Annotated in this window: 17 protein-coding genes; 4 read left to right on the top strand and 13 right to left on the bottom strand. The window is 69.5% G+C overall.

The window, feature by feature from the left end:
* Positions 1-293: 293 nt before the first annotated feature.
* From ACGFZA_RS03370 to ACGFZA_RS03325, 10 genes are all read right to left on the bottom strand, one after another.
* The gene (locus tag ACGFZA_RS03370; RefSeq protein WP_393676836.1) at positions 294-977 is read right to left on the bottom strand and encodes a hypothetical protein; all 684 of its coding nucleotides are present in this window, start codon (positions 975-977) and stop codon (positions 294-296) included.
* A complete protein-coding gene (locus tag ACGFZA_RS03365; protein WP_393676834.1) occupies positions 970-1,497 on the bottom strand; it encodes a SigE family RNA polymerase sigma factor in 528 nt (175 codons plus the stop codon). Before ACGFZA_RS03365 ends, ACGFZA_RS03370 begins: the two co-directional genes overlap by 8 nt.
* 222 nt (positions 1,498-1,719) lie before the next feature.
* Positions 1,720-2,865, bottom strand: coding sequence for an ABC transporter ATP-binding protein (locus ACGFZA_RS03360; RefSeq protein ID WP_385275678.1), 1,146 nt, complete (start codon positions 2,863-2,865; stop codon positions 1,720-1,722).
* Entirely contained in the window at positions 2,858-3,916 is a 1,059-nt protein-coding gene (locus ACGFZA_RS03355; RefSeq protein WP_385275681.1) for an ABC transporter ATP-binding protein, read from the bottom strand. Before ACGFZA_RS03355 ends, ACGFZA_RS03360 begins: the two co-directional genes overlap by 8 nt.
* An 11-nt stretch (positions 3,917-3,927) precedes the next feature.
* Positions 3,928-4,878 (bottom strand): ABC transporter permease, encoded by a 951-nt coding sequence (locus tag ACGFZA_RS03350; protein ID WP_385275684.1) that lies wholly within the window; start codon positions 4,876-4,878, stop codon positions 3,928-3,930.
* The gene (locus ACGFZA_RS03345) at positions 4,871-5,803 is read right to left on the bottom strand and encodes an ABC transporter permease (RefSeq protein ID WP_385275812.1); all 933 of its coding nucleotides are present in this window, start codon (positions 5,801-5,803) and stop codon (positions 4,871-4,873) included. Before ACGFZA_RS03345 ends, ACGFZA_RS03350 begins: the two co-directional genes overlap by 8 nt.
* Positions 5,804-5,972: 169 nt before the next feature.
* Positions 5,973-7,613, bottom strand: a complete 1,641-nt coding sequence (locus ACGFZA_RS03340; protein ID WP_385275687.1) for an ABC transporter substrate-binding protein — start codon at positions 7,611-7,613, stop codon at positions 5,973-5,975.
* Positions 7,614-8,154: 541 nt separating this feature from the next.
* A complete protein-coding gene (gene typA / locus ACGFZA_RS03335; RefSeq protein ID WP_385275690.1) occupies positions 8,155-10,029 on the bottom strand; it encodes a translational GTPase TypA in 1,875 nt (624 codons plus the stop codon).
* A gap of 138 nt (positions 10,030-10,167) precedes the next feature.
* Complete coding sequence (locus tag ACGFZA_RS03330; protein ID WP_385275693.1) at positions 10,168-10,875, bottom strand: hypothetical protein; 708 nt, start codon at positions 10,873-10,875, stop codon at positions 10,168-10,170.
* 298 nt (positions 10,876-11,173) lie between these two features.
* Positions 11,174-13,546, bottom strand: a complete 2,373-nt coding sequence (locus tag ACGFZA_RS03325; protein WP_385275696.1) for an ABC transporter family substrate-binding protein — start codon at positions 13,544-13,546, stop codon at positions 11,174-11,176.
* Positions 13,547-13,874: 328 nt separating this feature from the next.
* Between ACGFZA_RS03325 and ACGFZA_RS03320 the strand changes: the two genes are divergently transcribed.
* Genes ACGFZA_RS03320 through ACGFZA_RS03305 form a run of 4 tightly spaced genes read left to right on the top strand, consistent with a single transcriptional unit; the run spans position 13,875 to position 17,689 of the window.
* Entirely contained in the window at positions 13,875-14,123 is a 249-nt protein-coding gene (locus ACGFZA_RS03320; RefSeq protein WP_393676829.1) for a hypothetical protein, read from the top strand.
* A gap of 9 nt (positions 14,124-14,132) precedes the next feature.
* Positions 14,133-15,005 carry a hypothetical protein gene (locus ACGFZA_RS03315; RefSeq protein WP_393676827.1) on the top strand — a complete coding sequence of 291 codons (873 nt, stop codon included), beginning with the start codon at positions 14,133-14,135 and terminating at the stop codon, positions 15,003-15,005.
* Complete coding sequence (locus ACGFZA_RS03310; RefSeq protein ID WP_393676825.1) at positions 15,006-16,916, top strand: fumarate reductase/succinate dehydrogenase flavoprotein subunit; 1,911 nt, start codon at positions 15,006-15,008, stop codon at positions 16,914-16,916.
* A complete protein-coding gene (locus ACGFZA_RS03305; RefSeq protein WP_385275708.1) occupies positions 16,913-17,689 on the top strand; it encodes a succinate dehydrogenase/fumarate reductase iron-sulfur subunit in 777 nt (258 codons plus the stop codon). The genes ACGFZA_RS03310 and ACGFZA_RS03305 overlap by 4 nt, the downstream gene beginning before the upstream one ends.
* 45 nt (positions 17,690-17,734) lie before the next feature.
* On the opposite strand, the gene ACGFZA_RS03300 is transcribed toward ACGFZA_RS03305, so the two are convergent.
* The 3 genes from ACGFZA_RS03300 to ACGFZA_RS03290 are packed head-to-tail and all read right to left on the bottom strand — an operon-like array spanning position 17,735 to position 20,195.
* Entirely contained in the window at positions 17,735-18,286 is a 552-nt protein-coding gene (locus ACGFZA_RS03300; RefSeq protein WP_393676823.1) for an isochorismatase family protein, read from the bottom strand.
* 35 nt (positions 18,287-18,321) lie between these two features.
* Entirely contained in the window at positions 18,322-19,743 is a 1,422-nt protein-coding gene (locus ACGFZA_RS03295; protein ID WP_393676821.1) for an MFS transporter, read from the bottom strand.
* On the bottom strand, positions 19,740-20,195 hold the full coding sequence (locus tag ACGFZA_RS03290; RefSeq protein WP_385275717.1) for a MarR family winged helix-turn-helix transcriptional regulator: 456 nt from the start codon (positions 20,193-20,195) through the stop codon (positions 19,740-19,742). Before ACGFZA_RS03290 ends, ACGFZA_RS03295 begins: the two co-directional genes overlap by 4 nt.
* Between the last annotated feature and the right edge of the window lie 62 nt (positions 20,196-20,257).

Here is a 20,257-nt window from a genome sequence, read left to right as displayed (position 1 = left end):
CCACCTGCGAGCCCGGTTCCGGGTACACGGGAAGGGCGCCCCGGAGCCGACCGGTTCCGGGGCGCCGTCCGTTGCACGCGTGCCTCGTCCCGCGGTGCGGATCGGGCCGGACCCGTTCTCGGACCGTTGGGCCCTGCCGTGGAAGGTGGCGGGCGGCGGTGAGGAGGCCGTTCGCCGACCGCCGCCGCCCGATCGCGCGGCGGGCCGCCCCCGGTCACCCGTGCCCGCACCCCGTAGCCCTCCGGTGTGGTGTCGGGACGGGTGCTCGTGACCTCCCGATGGCCGCCGTACGGTCAGTCGGCCGGGGTCCCGTCCAGCACCTCGGCCACCGACACCCAGGAGTTCCAGCGCCGGACGGTCACCCGCATGGTCCGGCCGTCCTGCACCGTGCCGGACCAGGCCCGACTGCCCTCCTCAGACTCCCGGGCCGTGGGCGGCACGGCCCGCAGACCGCACTCCGTCATCTGTTCCCGCACCTTCGCCACCTGGGACCGCGCGGTCGCGGTGTCGTCGTACGCGATGACCCGGTACTGGGCCAGGGCGTGGTCGCGGCCCGTGTACAGCAGGCTGTACCGCTGCTGTCCCGGCTCGTCCGTCATGGCGAACGAAGCGGGGCAGGCCTCGGCCAGGCCCACTTGGGGCAGGGGGCCGCTTCGCCGTCCGGCACCCGTCGGCAGGCCCGCGCTCTCCGTCCAGTGCCACCGCGCGTACCCGGGCAGTTCGTCGGCCCGGGGCATCTGGATCACCCCGTCCGTCCGGAAGGGATTGGCCGTCGCGGTAGCGACCGTCTGCCGGGTCCCCCGGTCGTCCGGCGGGAGCAGCATCCACGCGCCCGCCGCCGCCAGGAGGGCCGCGCCCCCCGCTCCCACCCGCACCGCGCGGTTGCGGGTCCGCCTGCGCCGCCCCTTCGCGCGGATCTCCTCGGCGGCCGACAGCCGCACGGTGACGCCCTCAAGCAGGTCCTCGACCTCAGCCATGGTGCACACTCCCCTTCCGCTCCGTGACGACCGACGAGTCGGCGAGCCGCTCGCCGAGGATCTTGCGGGCCCGGTGGAGCCGGGTCCGCACCGCACCGTTCGACGCTCCCGTCTCCCGGGCCACTTCCTCCACGGGAAGGCCGAGCATGTGGTGCAGGACCACCGCCCGGCGCTGCTCCGTGCTCAACTCCCCCAGCGCACCGACCAGCGCCACCCGGTCCGCGGAGAGCCCCGGCACATCGGGGGCCGCCCCGTGCCGGAAGTGCGCCCGCAGCCGGCCGCGCGTCCTGCGCCACGTACTGATCGCCAGCCGTACCGCCACAGTCCGCACCCATGGCAGCGGGTCACCGGCCCCGGACACCTTGTCCCACCGCTGCCAGGCCCGCACGTACGCCTCCTGGACGGCGTCCTCCGCCTCCCCCAGGTCGCCCGTCACCGCGTACACCGTGGCGACCAGGCGTTTGGCGGTCGCCGCGTAGAACGCGTCGAACGCCTCGGAATCCTCGAAACCTGCCGTCATGGCCCCCCTCCGTCTCCTCACCTGCCCGAGAACTGCCTCTTCCCCATACACGCCCGGGCGGCGGCCGATGTTACGGACGGTTTCGGGTCCGCTCCGGCCCCGCGGCCCGGTCACGGGGGGAACGGGGGAACAACGAGACGACGGGAAACGGGAAACGGGAAACGGAAGGCGCCCGGAACCGACAGGTTCCGGGCGCCTTCCGTGGTCAGCGGGCGGGTGCGGCTACGAGGCCGCGTGCACCACGTCCTTCTCCTCCGCGAAGTGGCAGGCCGACTCGTGGGCGGCCGGCGTCTTCGAGGTCTTGAAGCGCTCGGGGATCGCCAGCAGCGGCATCTCCTGGGCGCACTTGTCCTCGGCCTTCCAGCAGCGGGTGCGGAAGCGGCAGCCCGACGGCGGGTTGGCCGGGGACGGGACGTCCCCGGAGAGGATGATCCGCTCGCGGCCCTCACGGGCCTCCGGGTCCGGGACGGGGACCGCCGACAGCAGCGCCTGGGTGTAGGGGTGCGTCGGGTGGTCGTAGATCTCCTCGTCCGTACCGATCTCGGCCATCTTGCCGAGGTACATGACGCCGACCCGGTCCGAGATGTGCCGGACGATCGAGAGGTCGTGCGCGATGAAGAGGTAGGAGAGGTTGAACTCGTCCTGGAGCTTGCCCATCAGGTTGATGACCTGGGCCTGCACCGACACGTCGAGCGCGGAGACCGGCTCGTCGCAGATGATGATCTCCGGGTTGAGCGCGAGGCCGCGGGCGATGCCGATGCGCTGGCGCTGACCGCCGGAGAACTGGTGCGGGTACCGGTTGATGTACTCCGGGTTGAGACCCACGACGTCGAGGAGCTCCTGCACCTTGCGGCGCCGGTCGCCCTTCGGGGCCACCTCGGGGTGGATGTCGTAGGGCTCGCCGATGATGTCGCCGACCGTCATGCGCGGGTTCAGCGAGGTGTACGGGTCCTGGAACACCATCTGGATGTTGCGGCGTACGGCCTTCAGCGCGCGGCCGGACAGCTTGGTGATGTCCTGGCCCTTGTAGAAGACCTCGCCGGCGGTGGCCTGCTCCAGCGTCATCAGGAGCTTGGCGACGGTGGACTTGCCACAGCCGGACTCGCCCACGATGCCGAGCGTCTCGCCCGCGTAGAGATCGAACGAGATCCCGTCCACGGCCTTGACCGCGCCGACCTGCTTCTTGAACAGGATGCCCTGGGTCAGCGGGAAGTGCTTGACCAGGTTGCGGACCTGGAGGATCGGCTCCCCCTGCGACACCGGCGCGTCGATGGCGGCTACGGCCTCCGCCTCGGTGGCCGCGTCGACCGTCTCCACCTCGGAGACGTTCGGGGTGGCGTCCACGGGCTCCTTCTCGATGTCAGCCATGGATCGTCTCCTTCCAGAAGTGGCAGGCGCTGCCGCGTCCGACCAGCTCGGTACCGTCCTGCTCGGTCACCGGGGTCAGAGCCGGGATGTCCGTACGGCAGATGTCCTGCGCCATGGTGCAGCGCGGGTTGAACGCACAACCCGACGGCACGTGGAGCAGGTTGGGCGGCAGGCCCTTGATCGCGAAGAGCTCCTGGCCCTTCTGGTCCAGGCGCGGGATCGACTCCAGCAGACCCTTGGTGTACGGGTGCGCCGGGCGCTTGTAGATCTCGTGCACCGGAGCGGTCTCGACGATCCGGCCCGCGTACATCACGGCGATCTTGTCGGCGACGTCCGCGACGACACCGAGGTCGTGCGTGATCAGGATCAGACCCATGTTGTACTCGCGCTGCAACTCCGCGAGCAGGTCCATCACCTGGGCCTGGACGGTCACGTCGAGAGCCGTGGTCGGCTCGTCCGCGATGATCAGGTCCGGCTCCAGGGCCAGCGCCATGGCGATCATGATGCGCTGGCGCATACCGCCGGAGAACTGGTGCGGGTAGTCCGAGACCCGGGCCGCCGCGGCCGGGATCTTCACCTGGTCCATCAGCTCGACGGCCTTGGCGCGGGCTTCCTTCTTGGACAGGCCCTGGTGGACCCGGAACATCTCGCCGAGCTGGTAGCCGACGGTGAGGACCGGGTTCAGCGAGGAGAGCGCGTCCTGGAAGATCATGGCGATCTTCTGGCCGCGGATCTTCCGGCGCTCCTCGTAGGACATCTTGAGCATGTCCTGGCCGCGGAAGAGGATCTCGCCCTGCGGGATCTTCCCCGGCGGCATGTCGAGGATGCCCATGATGGCCTGCGCCGTCACGGACTTGCCGGAGCCGGACTCGCCGAGCACGGCGAGGGTCTCCCCGGCGTTCACGCTGTAGTTGACACCGTTGACCGCCTTGGCCACACCGTCGCGGGTGTGGAACTCCACGTGCAGGTCACGGACATCGAGCAGGGGGCCGACATAGTCGTCACCCGAGCGGGGGGACGGGACTTCGGCGGTCTTGTTGATGGTGGCCACGTTCGCCCTCCTTATCGCGACTTCGGATCGAGGGCGTTACGGACGGCTTCGCCGAGCATGATGAACGCCAGAACGGTGATGCTGAGCATGATCGACGGGTACAGCAGGATGTGCTGCGCGACGCGGATCTGGGCGGCGCCACCGGAGATGTCCATGCCCCACGAGATCGTCGGGTCGGCGAGACCCAGACCCAGGTAGGACAGGGTCGCCTCGGCGGAGATGTAGACGCCGAGCGAGATGGTGGCGACCACGATCACCGGGGCCATGGCGTTGGGCAGGATGTGCCGGAAGAGGATCCGGTTGGTACCCGCGCCCAGCGCCCTGGCGGCCTGCACGTAGTCCGACTGCTTGATGACGATCACCGCACCGCGCATGACACGCGCGATCTGGGTCCAGCCGAGGAACGCCAGGGCGAAGATGACCACCCAGACCGTCCGCTCGGTGAACGCCTGGAGCACGACCATGGCGCCCAGCAGGAAGGGGATGCCGAGGAAGACGTTGGTGAAGAATCCGGAGAGCAGGGCGTCGACCCAGCCGCCGAAGTAGCCGGCGAGCATGCCGATCAGTCCGCCGAACAGCGTCACCAGGAGCGTCACGCAGACACCGACGGTGATCGACGCGCGGGTGCCGTAGATGACACGCGCGTAGACACTGTGGCCCTGGCCGTCGTAGCCGAGCCAGCCCTCGGAGCCGATCTTGCTCAGCTCCGGCTTGCCCAGGTAGTGGTGCACCAGGTCGGCGGAGGTCGGCGAGGCGTTGGTGAACAGGCCGGGGAAGACCGCCATCACGAGAAGGATGACGATCAGGACCGACGAGATGATGAAGTACCAGTTGGAACGCAGGTCCCGCCAGGCGTCGCCCCACAGGCTGCGGGCCTTGTCGGCCTTCACCGTCGCCGACGGGTCCGCGAGGGGCGCCTTGGCTTCCTCGGGCGCGGGGGCGGTCTTGGTCACGTCAGGCATAACGGATCCTCGGGTCCAGGACCGCGTACAGCAGGTCGACGATGAGGCTCATGCAGAGGTAGACGAGCACGAGGATGGTGACGAGGCCGACGAGCGTCGTGCCTTCGCGCTTGACGATCGACTCGTAGATCGTGCCGCCGACGCCCTTGACGTTGAACAGGCCCTCGGTGACGACCGCGCCGCCCATGAGGGCGCCCAGGTCGGTGCCGAGGAAGGTGATCACCGGGATCAGCGAGTTGCGCATCAGGTGCACACCGACGATGCGCCGCTTGGGAAGTCCCTTGGCGATGGCGGTGCGCATGTAGTCCGAGCGCAGGTTCTCGGCCATCGTCGTACGCGTGAGTCTCGCTACATAGGCGAGTGAGAGCGACCCCAGCACGATGGCGGGCGCCAGCAGTTCGCTCCATTTGGCGTCACCGGACACGTTCGGATCGATCCAGCCGAGCTGGAAGGCGAACACCGTCTTGATGATGAAGCCGAGGACGAACACCGGGATCGAGATGATCAGCAGGGTGAAGACCAGGACGACGTTGTCGGTGAGCTTGCCGGCCCGCAGACCGGCGATCGTGCCGAGGCCGATGCCGACGACGATCTCGATGACGAACGCCATGCCGGCGAGCCGGAGGGTGACGGGGAACGCGTCGCCGAGGACGTCCGTGACGGGACGTCCGCTGGCTATCTGCTTACCGAAATCGAAATGCAGGACGATGCCTGTCATGTAATTCCAGTACTGCTGCAGGATCGGCTGATCCAGGCCGTGCTCATGGCGAAGTCTCGCCAGCGTGGCCGGATCGGCTCCCTTGTCCCCGAACAGCCCGCGCACGGGGTCGCCGGGCAGCGTGTAGACCATAAGGAAGATCAGCAGGGTCGTCCCGAGGAAGACCGGGATCATCTGGAGCAGTCGTCGTGCGACATAGCGCCCCATCATGCCTCCATGTAATAGGCAGGCGGCAGCCGACGGGCCCTCCCCCGCTCCGACTCCCCCTGCGGGGTCGTCGGTTGCGTGGAAGGGCCCCCCGGCCACTGCGTGCGGGCAGGCGCGGACCGTCCTTCAGTGCCGGTCCCGCGCCTGCGCGCGGACTACGTAGGTGTGGTTACTTCTTGACTTCGATCTGGGTCAGGATCGGGTCGCCGTCCTGCGCGTAGTCCACGTTCTGGACCTTCTCCGAGTAACCGGCGTTGACCTTGTAGTACCAGAGCGGGATGGAGGGCATGTAGTTCACCAGCTCCTTCTCGATCTTCTGGTACGCCGCGACGGAGTCGTCGAGGGAGGCCGCGGAGTCGGCCTTCTTGATCTCCGCGTCCAGGCCCTTGTTGGAGAAGTCGCCCTGGTTGCCCGCGGCGCCGGTCCGGAACAGGTCCGAGATGAAGTTCGCGTTCACCGGGTAGTCGAGCACCCAGCCGGAGCGGTACAGGGACTTGACCTGCTTGTCGTCACGCGCGTTCGTGTCGGCCTGGAAGTCGGCCTTCGAGTCGGTGCTGCACTTGACACCGGTCGACTGCGTGATGCTGTTGCAGACCGCCTCGACCCATTCCTTGTGGCCGCCGTCGGCGTTGAACTGGATCGAGATCTTGTTGCCCGGGACGCCGCCACCCTCCTTGATGAGAGCCTTGGCCTTCGCCGGGTCGTACTTGGTGACGTCGCCCGCGGCGTCCTTCTGGAAGCCGAGGACACCCTGCGCGACCCAGCCGGTGGCCGGCTCACGCGTGCCCTGGAGCACCGTCTTGGTGATCGTGGCGCGGTCGATGCCCATCGACAGGCCCTGGAGGACCTTCGGGTCGATGTTCTTGAACTGGTCGGTGTAGAAGGCGACGGCGATCGTCTGGATCGCGGAGTACGCCTTGTCCACGGCGCGGTCACCGAGGTCGGACCGGTAGACCGGGAGGTCCTTCGGGCCGATCTGGCGCAGCACGTCGACGTTGCCGGACTTCAGGTCCTCGTAGGCGGTCTCGAGGGTGGTGTAGTTCTTGAAGATCACACCACCGTTCTTCGCCTTGTCGACACCCTTGTAGTCGTCGTTGCGGACGACCTTGATCTGCTTCTTGTGGTCCCAGCTGACGAACTTGTACGCGCCGTTGCCGACCGGCTTCTCGCCGGCGGCCTTCGGGTCCGCGTAGAAGGACTCGGGCAGCGGGGAGAAGACCGTGTAGCCGAGCTTGTACGAGAAGTACGGAAGCGGGGCGTTGAGCTCGATGGTGAACGTGTAGTCGTCCACCTTCTTCAGACCGGACATGGCGTCGGCCTTGGGCTTGGCCTTGGCGTCCTCGGGGTGGACGTCGGCGAAGCCCTTGATGTCACCGAACCAGGACGCGTTGGTCTGGTTGTTCTTGATGTTGGCGGCCCAGTTCCAGGCCTTGATGTAGGACTCGGCCGTGACGGGCGTGCCGTCGTGGAACTTCCAGTCCTTCTTGAGCTTGACCGTCCAGAGCTTGCTGTCCTTGGTGTCGACAGACTCTGCGTTGATCATCTCAAGCTTGCCGGACGGGTCGTAGTCGACCAGCTGCGAGAAGATCGCGTCGGTGACGATGCTGCCGTTCGATTCCATCGTGTTGGCCGGCTGCAGCGGGTTCTGCGGCTCACCGACCTCGACGGAGAAGATGCCGTCAGCATTGACAGCACCCTTGGCGCTGCCCGTGCCCTTGTCGGCGTCGTCGTCGCCGCCGCCACAGGCAGTCGCAGCCAGGGCGATGATGGCCGCTCCCGCGACCCACTTGGCGCTCTTGGCACCACGCATGGGTTTCCTCCTCATGAGTCCACTTTTGACTACAAGAAGGGCACTGGGTCGATACACCGACACCCCTGACGGTGATCGTTTCAGTGCCCTTAGTGTGCTCGTGAGTCGGCACTCCCCACAGTGCGTGACCCATTGACCCGAGCTCAATGGAGCCAACTATTAAGTACGACTGGGCTGTAAACCACACTTAAAGGGTCTCGGTTTGACAACATCCGTCACTCGTGCGGATCAATATCCGGACAAACCGATCCCAGACAGACACCCCCGAAACGGACTGTTAACACACGTTTCGGAGAGCGACGCCCGATAACCGGACATCTTTGTCTCGCATCCTGGACAAGGCGATCGGAAAATCGGTTGCCAAAGGCCAGGGCCCCCACAGTGTCTGTGAGGGCCCTGGCCTTCTGCAATGCCCGGAGCTGACGGATCATCGGCCGAAAACGGCCTACCCGCCGTCGGCCCGGTTGTGCTGGGCGTCAGCGGTACGCGACGTCAGCAGTGCGGAACGCCCGCACCCGGGGCATCCCGGGTGCGGGGGACGTCAGTTGTTCTTGGCGCGCGAGGCGGTGCGGCCACGCAGCTTCTGGTCCAGGACGACCTTGCGGATACGGACCGTCTCCGGGGTGACCTCGATGCACTCGTCGTCGCGGCAGAACTCCAGCGACTGCTCCAGCGAGAGCTTGCGGGCGGGCACTACGTTCTCCGTGGTGTCCGCGGAAGCCGCACGCATGTTGGTGAGCTTCTTCTCCTTGGTGATGTTCACGTCCATGTCGTCGGCGCGCGAGTTCTCGCCGATGATCATGCCCTCGTAGACCTCGGTGCCGGCCTCGGTGAAGATGACACCGCGCTCCTGGAGGTTGACCATGGCGAACGGCGTCACCGTGCCCGAACGGTCGGCGACCAGCGAGCCGTTGTGACGGGTCCGCAGCTCGCCGAACCACGGCTCGTGGCCCTCGAACAGGGAGTGCGCGATGCCCGTACCGCGGGTCTGGGTCAGGAACTCCGTACGGAAGCCGATGAGGCCACGCGACGGCACGATCCACTCCATGCGGACCCAGCCCGAACCGTGGTTCGTCATGGTCTCCATGCGCCCCTTGCGGGTCGCCATGAGCTGAGTGATGGCGCCGAGGTGCTCCTCCGGCGAGTCGATCGTCATGCGCTCGATCGGCTCGTGGGTCTTGCCGTCGACCTGCTTGGTGACGACCTCGGGCTTGCCGACCGTGAGCTCGAAGCCCTCCCGGCGCATGGTCTCGACCAGGATGGCGAGCGCGAGCTCACCACGGCCCTGGACCTCCCAGGCGTCGGGGCGCTCGGTGTCCAGGACGCGGAGCGAGACGTTACCGATCAGCTCGCGGTCCAGGCGGTCCTTGATCTGGCGGGCGGTGACCTTGTGGCCCTTGCCGCCCTTGCCGACCAGCGGCGAGGTGTTCGCACCGATGGTCATCGAGATGGCCGGCTCGTCGACCGTGATCAGCGGCAGCGCGATCGGGTTCTCGGTGTCGGCCAGGGTCTCGCCGATCATGATGTCCGGGATACCGGCGATCGCGCAGATGTCGCCCGGACCGGCCTTCTCGGCGGGCTTACGGGTGAGCGCCTCGGTCATGAGGAGCTCGGTGATGCGGACGTTGGACTGCGTGCCGTCACGCTTGATCCAGGTGACCGTCTGGCCCTTGCGCAGCTCGCCCTGCTCGACGCGGCAGAGCGCGATACGGCCGAGGAAGTTGTCGGCGTCCAGGTTGGTGACGTGCGCCTGCAGCGGGGCGTCCTCGTCGTACTCCGGGGCCGGGACCGCGGAGAGGATGGTGCTGAAGAACGGCTCCAGGCTGTCGCTGTCCGGCGGGACGGTGCCGTCCTCCGGCTTGGTCAGCGAGGCGACGCCGTCGCGGGCGCAGGCATAGACGATCGGGAACTCGATCTGGTCCTCGTCGGCGTCCAGGTCCAGGAAGAGGTCGTACGTCTCGTCGATGACCTCGGCGATCCGGGAGTCCGGCCGGTCCGTCTTGTTGATGCAGAGGATGACCGGCAGCTTGGCCGTCAGCGCCTTGCGGAGCACGAAGCGGGTCTGCGGCAGCGGGCCCTCGGAGGCGTCGACCAGCAGCACCACCGCGTCCACCATCGACAGGCCTCGCTCGACCTCACCGCCGAAGTCGGCGTGGCCGGGGGTGTCGATGATGTTGATCGTGATGACGTCGCCGCCATCCTTGGGGTGGTACTTCACGGCCGTGTTCTTGGCCAGGATCGTGATGCCCTTCTCACGCTCCAGGTCGTTCGAGTCCATCATGCGATCGTCGAGGTGCTCGGCGGCGTGCGCGGCGAACGCGCCGGCCTGCTTGAGCATGGCGTCGACCAGCGTGGTCTTGCCGTGGTCGACGTGGGCGACGATGGCTACGTTACGGATGTCGTGGCGCGTGGGCATGGGTGGCTTGCGCTTCTCTCGGATCGGGGATTCAGGCGTCTTAGTCGGTCTTGAGTCCTCGTACGCCCGCCGGGCGGACGCGCCACGGCTAGTCACCATGGTACGGGGCGGGCGCGCCTGCGGCTTCCCGGGCAAGTTTTACCGGCCACAGGACAGGCGCTTGGCCTCGTGCGCGGCGGCGGCGTCCTTGGGCAGGGGATCCTCGCAGGCGAGGAATCCCTCGCCTGTCACGATCCAGGTCGACACATGCCCGGTGGTCGGTTCCCGGTCTCCGCCATCGCCGCAGGAGTAGCGGAAGTCCGCCTCGACCAGTTTGACGAGGCTGTAGCTCACCAGGTCGGCGGCCCGTCCGCTGAATGCCCCGCCGCCGTCCTCGGCCAGAGGCGCGTACGCCCCCGGCTCTCCCAGCCCGGACCAGCTTCCCGGGTCATCCAGCTCGTCCCCCTTCTCCGTGAGGCCGATGCGCACGCTCAGGGCGAAGAAGACGGCGTGCGAGTCCAGCCGGGGCCCCTCGGTCTCCAGGGACGCCTGGTCAGTGCGCAGCCGCTGCATCGGCGCGGCCGGTTCGGTCGCCTCGGCAGTGACGCGCTGCACCTTGGTGACCCCGTTCAGTACGGAGTACTTCCGCAGATTGAACCAGGTGTACGTGCCGCCCTTGCAGGCCCGCTCCTCGGGAGCGGACAGATGCTCGGCGCCGGTCTGCGCGGCCGTGGACGAACCGGCCGGCGTCGGCTTCGTCGCGCCCGTGCCCGGGCCGTCCGGCGTCGAGCCGCAGGCGCCGACGCCCGCGAGGAGTCCTGCGACGAGCACTCCGACCGCACAGCTGAAAGCCCGCGTCCGCTTCATGTTCCCGCCCCCGTGATCAGTTCTTCCGGCGGAATTCACCGGTGGTCATGACCACGGTCCCCCGGGCGGGGTGGCGCGGACGCGGGACTTGAGCAACTTCAGAGGTGGGGCTCCGAAGCCACTGCTCCGAGGTGGGGCTCGGAGCGGGGCTCCGCGGCCGGAACTTCGGGGTTGGGGCCCCGGAATCCGGAAGGCGGAGTGCTACCCGGGTCAGCAGGTGGGCACAGCCTTGCCCGCCGGCCAGCCGGCGGGCAAGAGAATTGAGCCAGTTCTGAGCTTTCGCTTCCGTCCTGACCTGCTACTTCTTCCGATTGGCCGGGCTACCTGCCGATTGCGGTGTCTTGAAACCGATGTCCTGGTAGTGCGGCACCCCGAAGCCGAAGGCCCCGACGTTCACGAGCTTTCTGCTCGTCGCGACCAGTTGCGGGCGCTGGTAGAGGGGAATCGATCCTGCGGCGGCCCAGATGCGGGCGTCCGCCTGCTTCATCAGGTCCCTGGCCGCCCCCTCGTCGAGCTCCGAGACCGCCTCGTCGAAGAGCTGGTCGATGTGGTCCGTGCCGACGCGGGTGTAGTTCTGCTCGACGAGCAGCGAACCGTCGGTGGCGGGGACCGGCTTGGCGAAGATCGGACGGTCGTCCGTGGCCGGGTAGGCGGTGGCGGGCCAGGAGTACAGCGCCAGGTCGTAGTCGCCGGACGCGACGTGGTCCTGGAAGTAGCTGTCGTCGGAGACCTTGGTGATCTCGGTACGGATCCCGATCGTGTCGAGCATCGCCGCGATCCTGTCGCCGACGCCGCGCAGGGACTCGGAGCCGGGACCGGACGGCAGGACGAACCGCAGCGTCAGCGGCTTGCCGTCCTTGCCGAGGGGACCGCGGGCCGAGTCGGGGGCCTGGGCGGGGGCCGCCGTACCCGCGGGGGCGTAGGCGCCGGCCGCGCCGCCGGGCTGACGGTCCTGGGCGGTGATCCGGACGGGGGCGTCCTCGGAGGTGCCCGTCTCGCCCAGGCGTCCGGCCTGGCGCAGCAGGGCGGCGCTGTGTGCGGCCGCGGCCGCGGCGGGCGCGATCACGGGGGCCGCGCCTGCGGCCTCACCGGGCTTGTCGTCGTCGCCGACGATGTAGAGGCCGTCGTCGTCGGAGGGCTCACGCCGGGCGGCGCCGTCGGTCTTGCCGTCGTCCTTCGCGCTGTCGGCCTCCTCCTTCTTTCCCTTCTCCTTCTCCTGCGCCTTCTTCTCCTGCGTCCCGCCCGCGTCCTTCTGCTTCTCGCCCTCGCTGCCCGCCTTGGTGCCGTCCGTCCTCTTGGTGGCGCCCTCGCGCGTCCAGCCCGCGTCCGCCAGCAGGGCCTGGGCCTCCTTGGTGTCCTGGCTGCCGAGCGCGTCGCTGCCGTCCTTGTACGCGGGCTGCCCGGCGACGGCCAGGTGGCTGCCGAGCGGCTCGGCGGGCAGGCCGAGCGGGCCCAGTACGGCGTCGGCGAGTTCCTGGCGGTTCAGTGCGCGGGCGACGGCCCGGCGCACCCGGTCGTCGGCGAGCGGCCCGGTCTCGCCGTTCAGCGCGAGCTGGGTGTAGGCGGGCTCCAGGGACTTGCGGACGACGTAGCCGCGCAGGTCGCTCTGCTCGGCGGCGTACGCCTTCGCGGCCCTGGCCTTCTCGTCCCGGGCCTGCTGCGCCTCCTCGGCGACCTCCTCGTCGGAGCCGTGCGCCAGCGCCCAGGACCGCAGCGCCTGGGCCGGGGTGACCTCGGAGCCCGGGCCGTGGGCGGGCGGTGCGCCGCCGGTGCCGGCGTCCTGGGCGGCCCGGGTGATCCGGTGGGCGGCCGCCGCGTCGATGTCGGCGACGTCGATCCTGCCCTCGGTCAGCGCCTCGGTGCGGTCCTGCGGCTCGACGGCCTTGAAGACGAGCGAGTCGAGCTTGGCGGGGCTCCCCCACCAGCGCGGGTTGCGGGCCAGCGTGACGGTCTTGGCCTCCTTGTCCACCTCGCGCAGCCGGAAGGGTCCCGCGGTCGCCTTGAGCGTGGACCTGGCCCCGTCGTTGAAGGCGTCCGGGGAGCCCGTCACCTGCTTCGGGTACAGCGGGGAGAAGAGGGAGCGCCAGTCCGCGTACGGCTTGGCGAAGGTGACCTTGACCTCCAGGTCGTCGGCTCCGCGCTCGATCTTCTCGATGCGTTCGTACCCGGCGTTGCGGGCCGTCCAGAACGCGGAGTCCTTGCCGCTCAGCGCGCGCCACTGGGCGACGAAGTCCGGTGCGCCGATCTCCCGGCCGTCGCTCCAGACGGCCTGCTGGTTCAGGCGGTAGAGCACGACCTGCCGGGGCTCGGTGTCGACGACCTTCGCGGATTCCAGGTAGTCCGGGTTCAGCTGCGGCCGGCCCTTGGCGTCCAGCGGGAAGAGCGTCGGCAGCAGCGCGCCGGTGATCCGGGTGGTGGCGCTGTCGGCGTCGGCCTGGAAGGCGTTGAGGGTGGCGGGCATCGCGTCGATCGCCCAGTTGACCGTGCCGCCCTGCGCCACCTGGGCCCGGGCCGCCGCCGCGATGTCCTGCGGGACGACGGTCGCGGGGGTGGCCTCGTCGTGGCCCGAGCTGCAGCCGGCGAGTACGGGGAGGCTGAGCACCCCGGTGGTGAGGAGGGCGAGCGAGCGGCGCTTTCGGGATGTCCCGCGCGGGACGCCGACGTGGGACATGACTGATACCTCCGGGGACGGCCCGGCCCACTCTTACCCGAATAGACCGGATGGTGCGTATGTGGTGGCATTTGCAGTTGATCACACTGGTTCCGCCCGTCCACTGAAAGCGTCCACGCGCGGGAGACGGCGCAGACACGGCGCAGCCGCCGGAAACCTCACCCGTGCGGCGGAGTGCCCGGACCGGCCGGAACGCGACGCCCCGAGGGGCCGCGTCCCCGAAGCCGGCAAGACGGGGCGGTCCGCTCCCTTCCCAACGGGGATGTGACGCGCGACACTCTCAGGCGCATGCGCATGGTCACCGCGACTGCGGAAGAGAGATCAAGTCATGTCCCTGCACAATGAACTGACGGCTGTTCAGCACTGTCTCGACGACCTGGTCCGCACGGTCGGACGGCTGGAGCGGACCCTTGCGCAGCTGCGTGAGGCGGACACCGCTGCGGACCCGCTCGGCCCGGCCGGCCACACCGCACCCGTCGACGGCGTCATCACGATCACCGATGCGCCGTACGACACCACCCTGTGGACGGACTCGGACGACGAGGGTCTGGGCGTCCGCGGCAGGCGCGCCCCCTAGGAGATCTCCTTGGCCACCGGTACGGAAACAGGCACGGATTCAAGCAATGATCCAGGCACGGCTCCCGCTGCGAAGCCACCGGCGGGCCAGCCGCGCGGTGTGCACCACCCCACGCGGGCCGCCATCGCCGCCCGCCATCTGCGGACCGACCGCTGGTGGCTGGCGCCCGCCGTGACGGCGGGCGGGCTGCTCGCCTTCATCGTCTACTCGACGTGGCGGGCGTTCTCGAACGCGGACTACTACGCCGCCCCCTACGTCTCCCCGTTCTACTCGCCCTGTCTGGCGGACAACTGCGCCCCCATGCGGCACGGCCCGAACTGGGACCTCTTCGGCAGCTGGTGGGGCCTTTCCCCCGCCCTGCTGATCCTGGTCTTCCCGCTCGGCTTCCGGCTGACCTGCTACTACTACCGCAAGGCCTACTACCGGGGCTTCTGGGCCTCGCCGCCGGCCTGCGCGGTCGCCGAACCGCACCGGAAGTACAGCGGCGAGACCCGCTTCCCGCTGATCATGCAGAACATCCACCGGTACGCCTTCTACGCGGCGGTGCCGGTCGCCGGGATCCTCACGTACGACACCGTGCTCACCTTCCGCGACGAGCACTACGCCTGGGGCCACATGGGTCTCGGCTCGCTGATCTTCCTGGTCAACATCGTCCTGATCTGGGCGTACACCCTGTCCTGCCACTCCTGCCGGCACATCATCGGCGGCCGGCTGCGGCACTTCTCCGAGCACCCCGTGCGCTACCGGCTGTGGGGCTGGGTGGGACGGCTCAACGCCCGTCACATGCTGCTCGCCTGGGCCTCGCTGATCAGCGTGGCGGCGTGCGACTTCTACGTGTACCTGGTCGCCTCCGGCGCCTTCGACGATCCGAGGTTTTTCTGAATGACTGAGCTCGAACGACAGCAGTGGGACGTCGTCGTGGTCGGTGCCGGAGGCGCCGGGCTGCGCGCCGCGATCGAGGCCCGCGAGCGCGGGGCCCGTACGGCCGTCATCTGCAAATCGCTCTTCGGCAAGGCGCACACGGTCATGGCGGAAGGCGGGATCGCCGCCTCCATGGGCAATGTGAACGCCGGGGACAACTGGCAGGTGCACTTCCGCGACACCATGCGCGGCGGGAAGTTCCTCAACCAGTGGCGGATGGCGGAGCTGCACGCCAAGGAGGCGCCGGACCGGGTCTGGGAGCTGGAGACCTGGGGCGCCCTCTTCGACCGCACTCCCGAGGGGAAGATCTCCCAGCGCAACTTCGGCGGCCACGAGTATCCGCGCCTGGCGCACGTCGGGGACCGTACCGGCCTCGAACTGATCCGCACCCTCCAGCAGAAGATCGTCTCGCTCCAGCAGGAGGACGCGCGCGAGTTCGGTGATCCCGAGGCGCGGTTGAAGGTCTTCCAGGAATGCACCGTGACGCGCGTCCTGAAGGACGGGGCCCGTGTCTCCGGGACCTTCTGCTACGAGCGCGAGACCGGCCGGTTCTTCGTGCTGGAGGCACCCGCGGTCGTCCTCGCCACCGGCGGCATCGGCAAGTCCTTCAAGGTGACGTCGAACTCCTGGGAGTACACCGGCGACGGCCACGCGCTGGCCCTGCTGGCGGGCGCGCCCCTGCTGAACATGGAGTTCGTGCAGTTCCACCCGACCGGCATGGTCTGGCCGCCCTCGGTCAAGGGCATCCTCGTCACCGAGTCGGTGCGCGGCGACGGCGGGGTGCTGCGCAACTCCGAGGGCAAGCGGTTCATGTTCGACTACGTGCCCGACGTCTTCAAGGAGAAGTACGCGCAGTCGGAGGAGGAGGGCGACCGCTGGTACGAGGATCCGGACCACAACCGCCGCCCGCCCGAGCTGCTGCCGCGCGACGAGGTCGCCCGCGCCATCAACTCCGAGGTGAAGGCCGGGCGCGGATCGCCGCACGGCGGGGTGTTCCTGGATGTGTCGACCCGGATGGACGCGGAGCGGATCAGGCGCCGGCTGCCGTCGATGTACCACCAGTTCAAGGAGCTGGCGGACGTCGACATCACCGCCGAGGCGATGGAGGTCGGCCCGACCTGCCACTACGTGATGGGCGGCATAGCCGTCGACTCCGACACCGCGGCGGCCCTCGACGTGCCGGGGCTCTTCGCGGCCGGCGAGGTCGCCGGCGGCATGCACGGCTCCAACCGGCTCGGCGGGAACTCCCTCTCCGACCTGCTGGTCTTCGGCCGGCGGGCGGGACTGCACGCGGCCGGGTACGCGGCGTCCGCCGACGCTCCGCCGGTGGTGGACGGGGCGCAGATCGACGCCGCCGCCGCGGAGGCGCTGCGTCCGTTCAGCGCGGAGGACCTCGCCGAAGGCACGCCGGCGGAGAACCCGTACACCCTGCACCAGGAACTCCAGCAGACGATGAACGACCTCGTCGGCATCATCCGCCGCGCCCCCGAGATGGAGCAGGCCCTGGAGAAGCTGGCCGGGCTGCGCGAGCGGGCCGGGCGGGCCGGGGTGGAGGGGCACCGGCAGTTCAACCCCGGCTGGCACCTCGCCCTGGACCTGCGGAACATGCTGCTGGTCAGCGAGTGCATCGCACGGGCGGCCCTGGAGCGCACCGAGAGCCGCGGCGGCCACACCCGCGAGGACTGCCCGGGGATGGAGCGCTTCTGGCGCCCGGTCAATCTCCTGTGCCGGCCGGTGGACGAGCCGGGCGCCGCGAGCGGCCGGATCGGCCTCGTGCGCGAGGTGACCGAACCCATCCGTCCGGATCTGCTCTCCCTCTTCGAGAAGGAGGAGCTGGTCAAGTACCTCGCCGATGAGGAGCTCTACGAATGAGCAGCTACGACGCACGGTTCAGGGTGTGGCGCGGGGACACCGGGGGCGGCGGTCTGGAGGACTTCGAGGTCGAGGTCAACGACGGCGAGGTCGTCCTCGACATCATCCACCGCATCCAGGCCACTCAGGCGGGCGATCTGGCGGTGCGCTGGAACTGCAAGGCGGGAAAGTGCGGTTCGTGCAGCGCGGAGATCAACGGACGGCCGCGGCTGCTGTGCATGACGCGGATGTCGGTCTTCGGCCGCGAGGAGACGATCACGGTCACCCCGCTGCGGGCCTTCCCCGTGGTGCGCGACCTGGTGACGGACGTGTCGTTCAACTACACCAAGGCGCGCGAGATCCCCGCCTTCGTCCCTCCGGAGGGGGTGAAGGCGGGCGACTACCGGATGCAGCAGGTCGATGTGGACCGCTCGCAGGAGTTCCGCAAGTGCATCGAGTGCTTCCTGTGCCAGGACACCTGCCATGTGGTGCGCGACCACGAGGAGAACAAGGCGGCCTTCGCCGGGCCACGCTTCCTGATGCGGGTCGCCGAGCTGGACATGCACCCCCTGGACGCCGCCGCCGAGTCCGGTCTCGACCGGAAGGCGACGGCGCAGGAGGAGCACGGGCTCGGCCTCTGCAACATCACGAAGTGCTGTACGGAGGTGTGCCCCGAACACATCAAGATCACCGACAACGCGCTGATCCCGCTGAAGGAGCGGGCCGTGGACCGCAAGTACGACCCGCTGGTGTGGCTGGGGAACAAGATCCGGCGGCGCGACCCCTCGTCCTGAGGGGCCACGGCCGCGGCGGCCCGGCCGGGCCGCCGCGGCCGGTGCTCAGCCCAGCAGCTTGATGATCGCGTCCGTGGTGTCCGTCTCGCCGAGGCGGGGGAAGATCCGCTCGACGCTGTTGTCGTGGGCCTCGGCGCCCATGTCGGTCACCGCGTCCGTGGCGACGGTGACGTGGTAGCCGTGCTCGTGCGCCGCGCGGGCGGTGGACTCGACGCCGATGCTCGTCGCGATCCCGGCCACCACGACCTGGGTGACGCCGCGACGGCGCAGCTGGAGGTCGAGGTCGGTGCCGTAGAAGGCGCCCCACTGCTGCTTGGTGACGACGATGTCGCTGTCGTGCGGGCCGAGTTCGGGGACGATCTCGGCCCAGTCGGCGGCCGGCTGCCCGGACCGGGCGGGGCCCTCGGTGCGGCCGGGGGCCCCGCCGGTGACACGGACCAGGACGACCGGGAGGCCCTTGGCCCGGAAGGCGTCGGCGAGGGTCGCGGCGCGGGCGACGACCTCGGCCGCGAGGTGGGCGGTCGGCAGGCCGACGATGCCCTTCTGGAGGTCGACGACGACCAGCGCGGTGTTCGGGTCGAGGGTGGTGGCGGTCATGGTGATGCTCCTTGCGTAGTGGTGCTCGGGAGGGTTCAGGTACGGCCGCGCAGGGCGCGGTCGGTGACGGTGAGGACGATGAGCAGCACGCCCAGTACGGCGGCCACGCCGGCCATCAGGTGGAGGCCGTGGTCACCGGCCGACGCCCCGTACGCGAGTGCGATGAGGCTGGAGGCGGTGATGGCCCCTATGTACTGGGCGGTGCGCTGGAGGCCCGCCGCGGAGCCGATGGACTCGGGCGGGGCGTAGGCCTGGACGGCCGCCTGGTTGCTCGTGCCGATGAGCCCCTGCGGGATGCCGAAGCAGGCCCCGGCCAGCAGCAGGACGGCGACCGGGGTGTCCCCGTTGAGGAGGAACAGCAGCCCGGAGCCTGCGGTGAGCAGCACGCAGGCCAGGACGAGCGGCCCCCGGATGCCCTTGGTACGGGCACCGAGCAGCGAGCAGACCAGCGCGGCGACGGACATCGGCAGCATCAGCAGTCCGGTGTGCCCGGACGAGTAGTCGCGGGCCTCCTCCAGCCACTGCGTGTACCCGTACATCACGACGTAGATCAGCAGGTAGCTGATCCCGTGCCGCAGGTACGTCCGGGAGAGCGCGGCGTTTCCCGCCAGCATCCGCAGATCGATGAAGGGCTCGGGACGGCGCAGCTGCCACCGCACCAGCGCGGCGGTCAGCACGGCGAACGGCGCGAGCAGCCACCACATCGGGTGGGCCAGGTCGAGCAGGAAGAAGACCAGCACGGTCAGCGCGGTCGCGAAGAGGCCGATGCCGAGCGGGTCCAGGCCGAGCCGGGGCGTGCTGCCGTCGGCGGCCCGCACCCGCGGCGGGTCGGCGGGGATCCAGAGCAGTGCCGCTCCGAACGCGATGAGGGCGACGGGCACGTTGACGGCGAAGATGCCGCGCCAGCCGACGACCATGACCAGCAGCCCACCGAGCGTGGGACCGACGGCCGCGCTGCCGAGCGCGGCGAAGGAGAGCCGGGCCAGCACGGGCCGCGGGGTGACCCGGCCGATCCGGGCCGACTCGTCGCGCAGGACCGCCATGGCGGCCGGGTAGGCGGCCGACGTACCGATGCCGAGCAGCAGCCGGGACACGATCAGCTCGCCGAAGCTCTGCGCGAGCGTGCCGACCAGACCGGAGGCGATGACGACGACCAGTCCGGCGAGGAAGACGCGCCGGGGGCCGAGGACGTCGGCCAGTTTCCCCAGGACGGGCTGGGCGACGGCGCTCGCGAGGTAGAGGACCGAGATCAGCCAGGCGGTGTCGGCTGCGCCGATGCCGAAGTGGTGCCCGATCGCCACCAGCGCGGTGGAGATCATGGTGGTGTTGAGCGGATTGAGCAGCGAGCCGAGCAGCAGCGGGGCGGTCAGTCGCGCGCTGAACCCGGGAGCGGGCGCCGTCTCCCGCGGGCCGGTCCCCAGGACCGGCGCCACGGGCAGCACGTCGCGCCCGGTCATGAACCGACCAGGCGCTCGATGAGGTCGGCGGCCTCGGCGACGGTGCGCCGCTGCGGCCCGTCGAGTTCGGCGGCGACGGCCTCGGCGAGCCAGTTGCGCTTGGCGGCCCGGACCTCGGCCAGCGTCGTGCGGCCGGCGTCCGTGACCGACATCACCGACTTGCGCCCGTCGACCGGATCGGGCGCCCGCTCGACGAGCCCCTGTTCCTCCAGCGCGCCCAGGGTCAGCCGCATGGACTGGGGGCGCACGAACTCGGAGCGGGCCAGATCGGCCGTGGTGGCGGGTCCGCCGTCCTCCAGCCGGGCCAGCACCGAGCGCTGGGTCGGGGTCAGCAGACTCTCCGAGGACGAGGAGCGCAGCCGTCGCAGCAGCCTGCCGACGACGGCGGCGAGATGGTTCGCCACCTCCTCCGCGGTCGGGTCGGCGGGCGTGGTTCCGGACGGGTCTGTCATACCTCCACCGTAAAAGATGCACAGGCCATCTTGCAAGGTTGCCTGTCGACTCACGGGATAGC

This window comes from Streptomyces sp. NPDC048211 (assembly GCF_043202315.1).
Taxonomy (GTDB): domain Bacteria; phylum Actinomycetota; class Actinomycetes; order Streptomycetales; family Streptomycetaceae; genus Streptomyces.
Note: the sequence above shows the minus strand (reverse complement) of the source record. Positions and strands in the feature narration are given on the sequence as shown.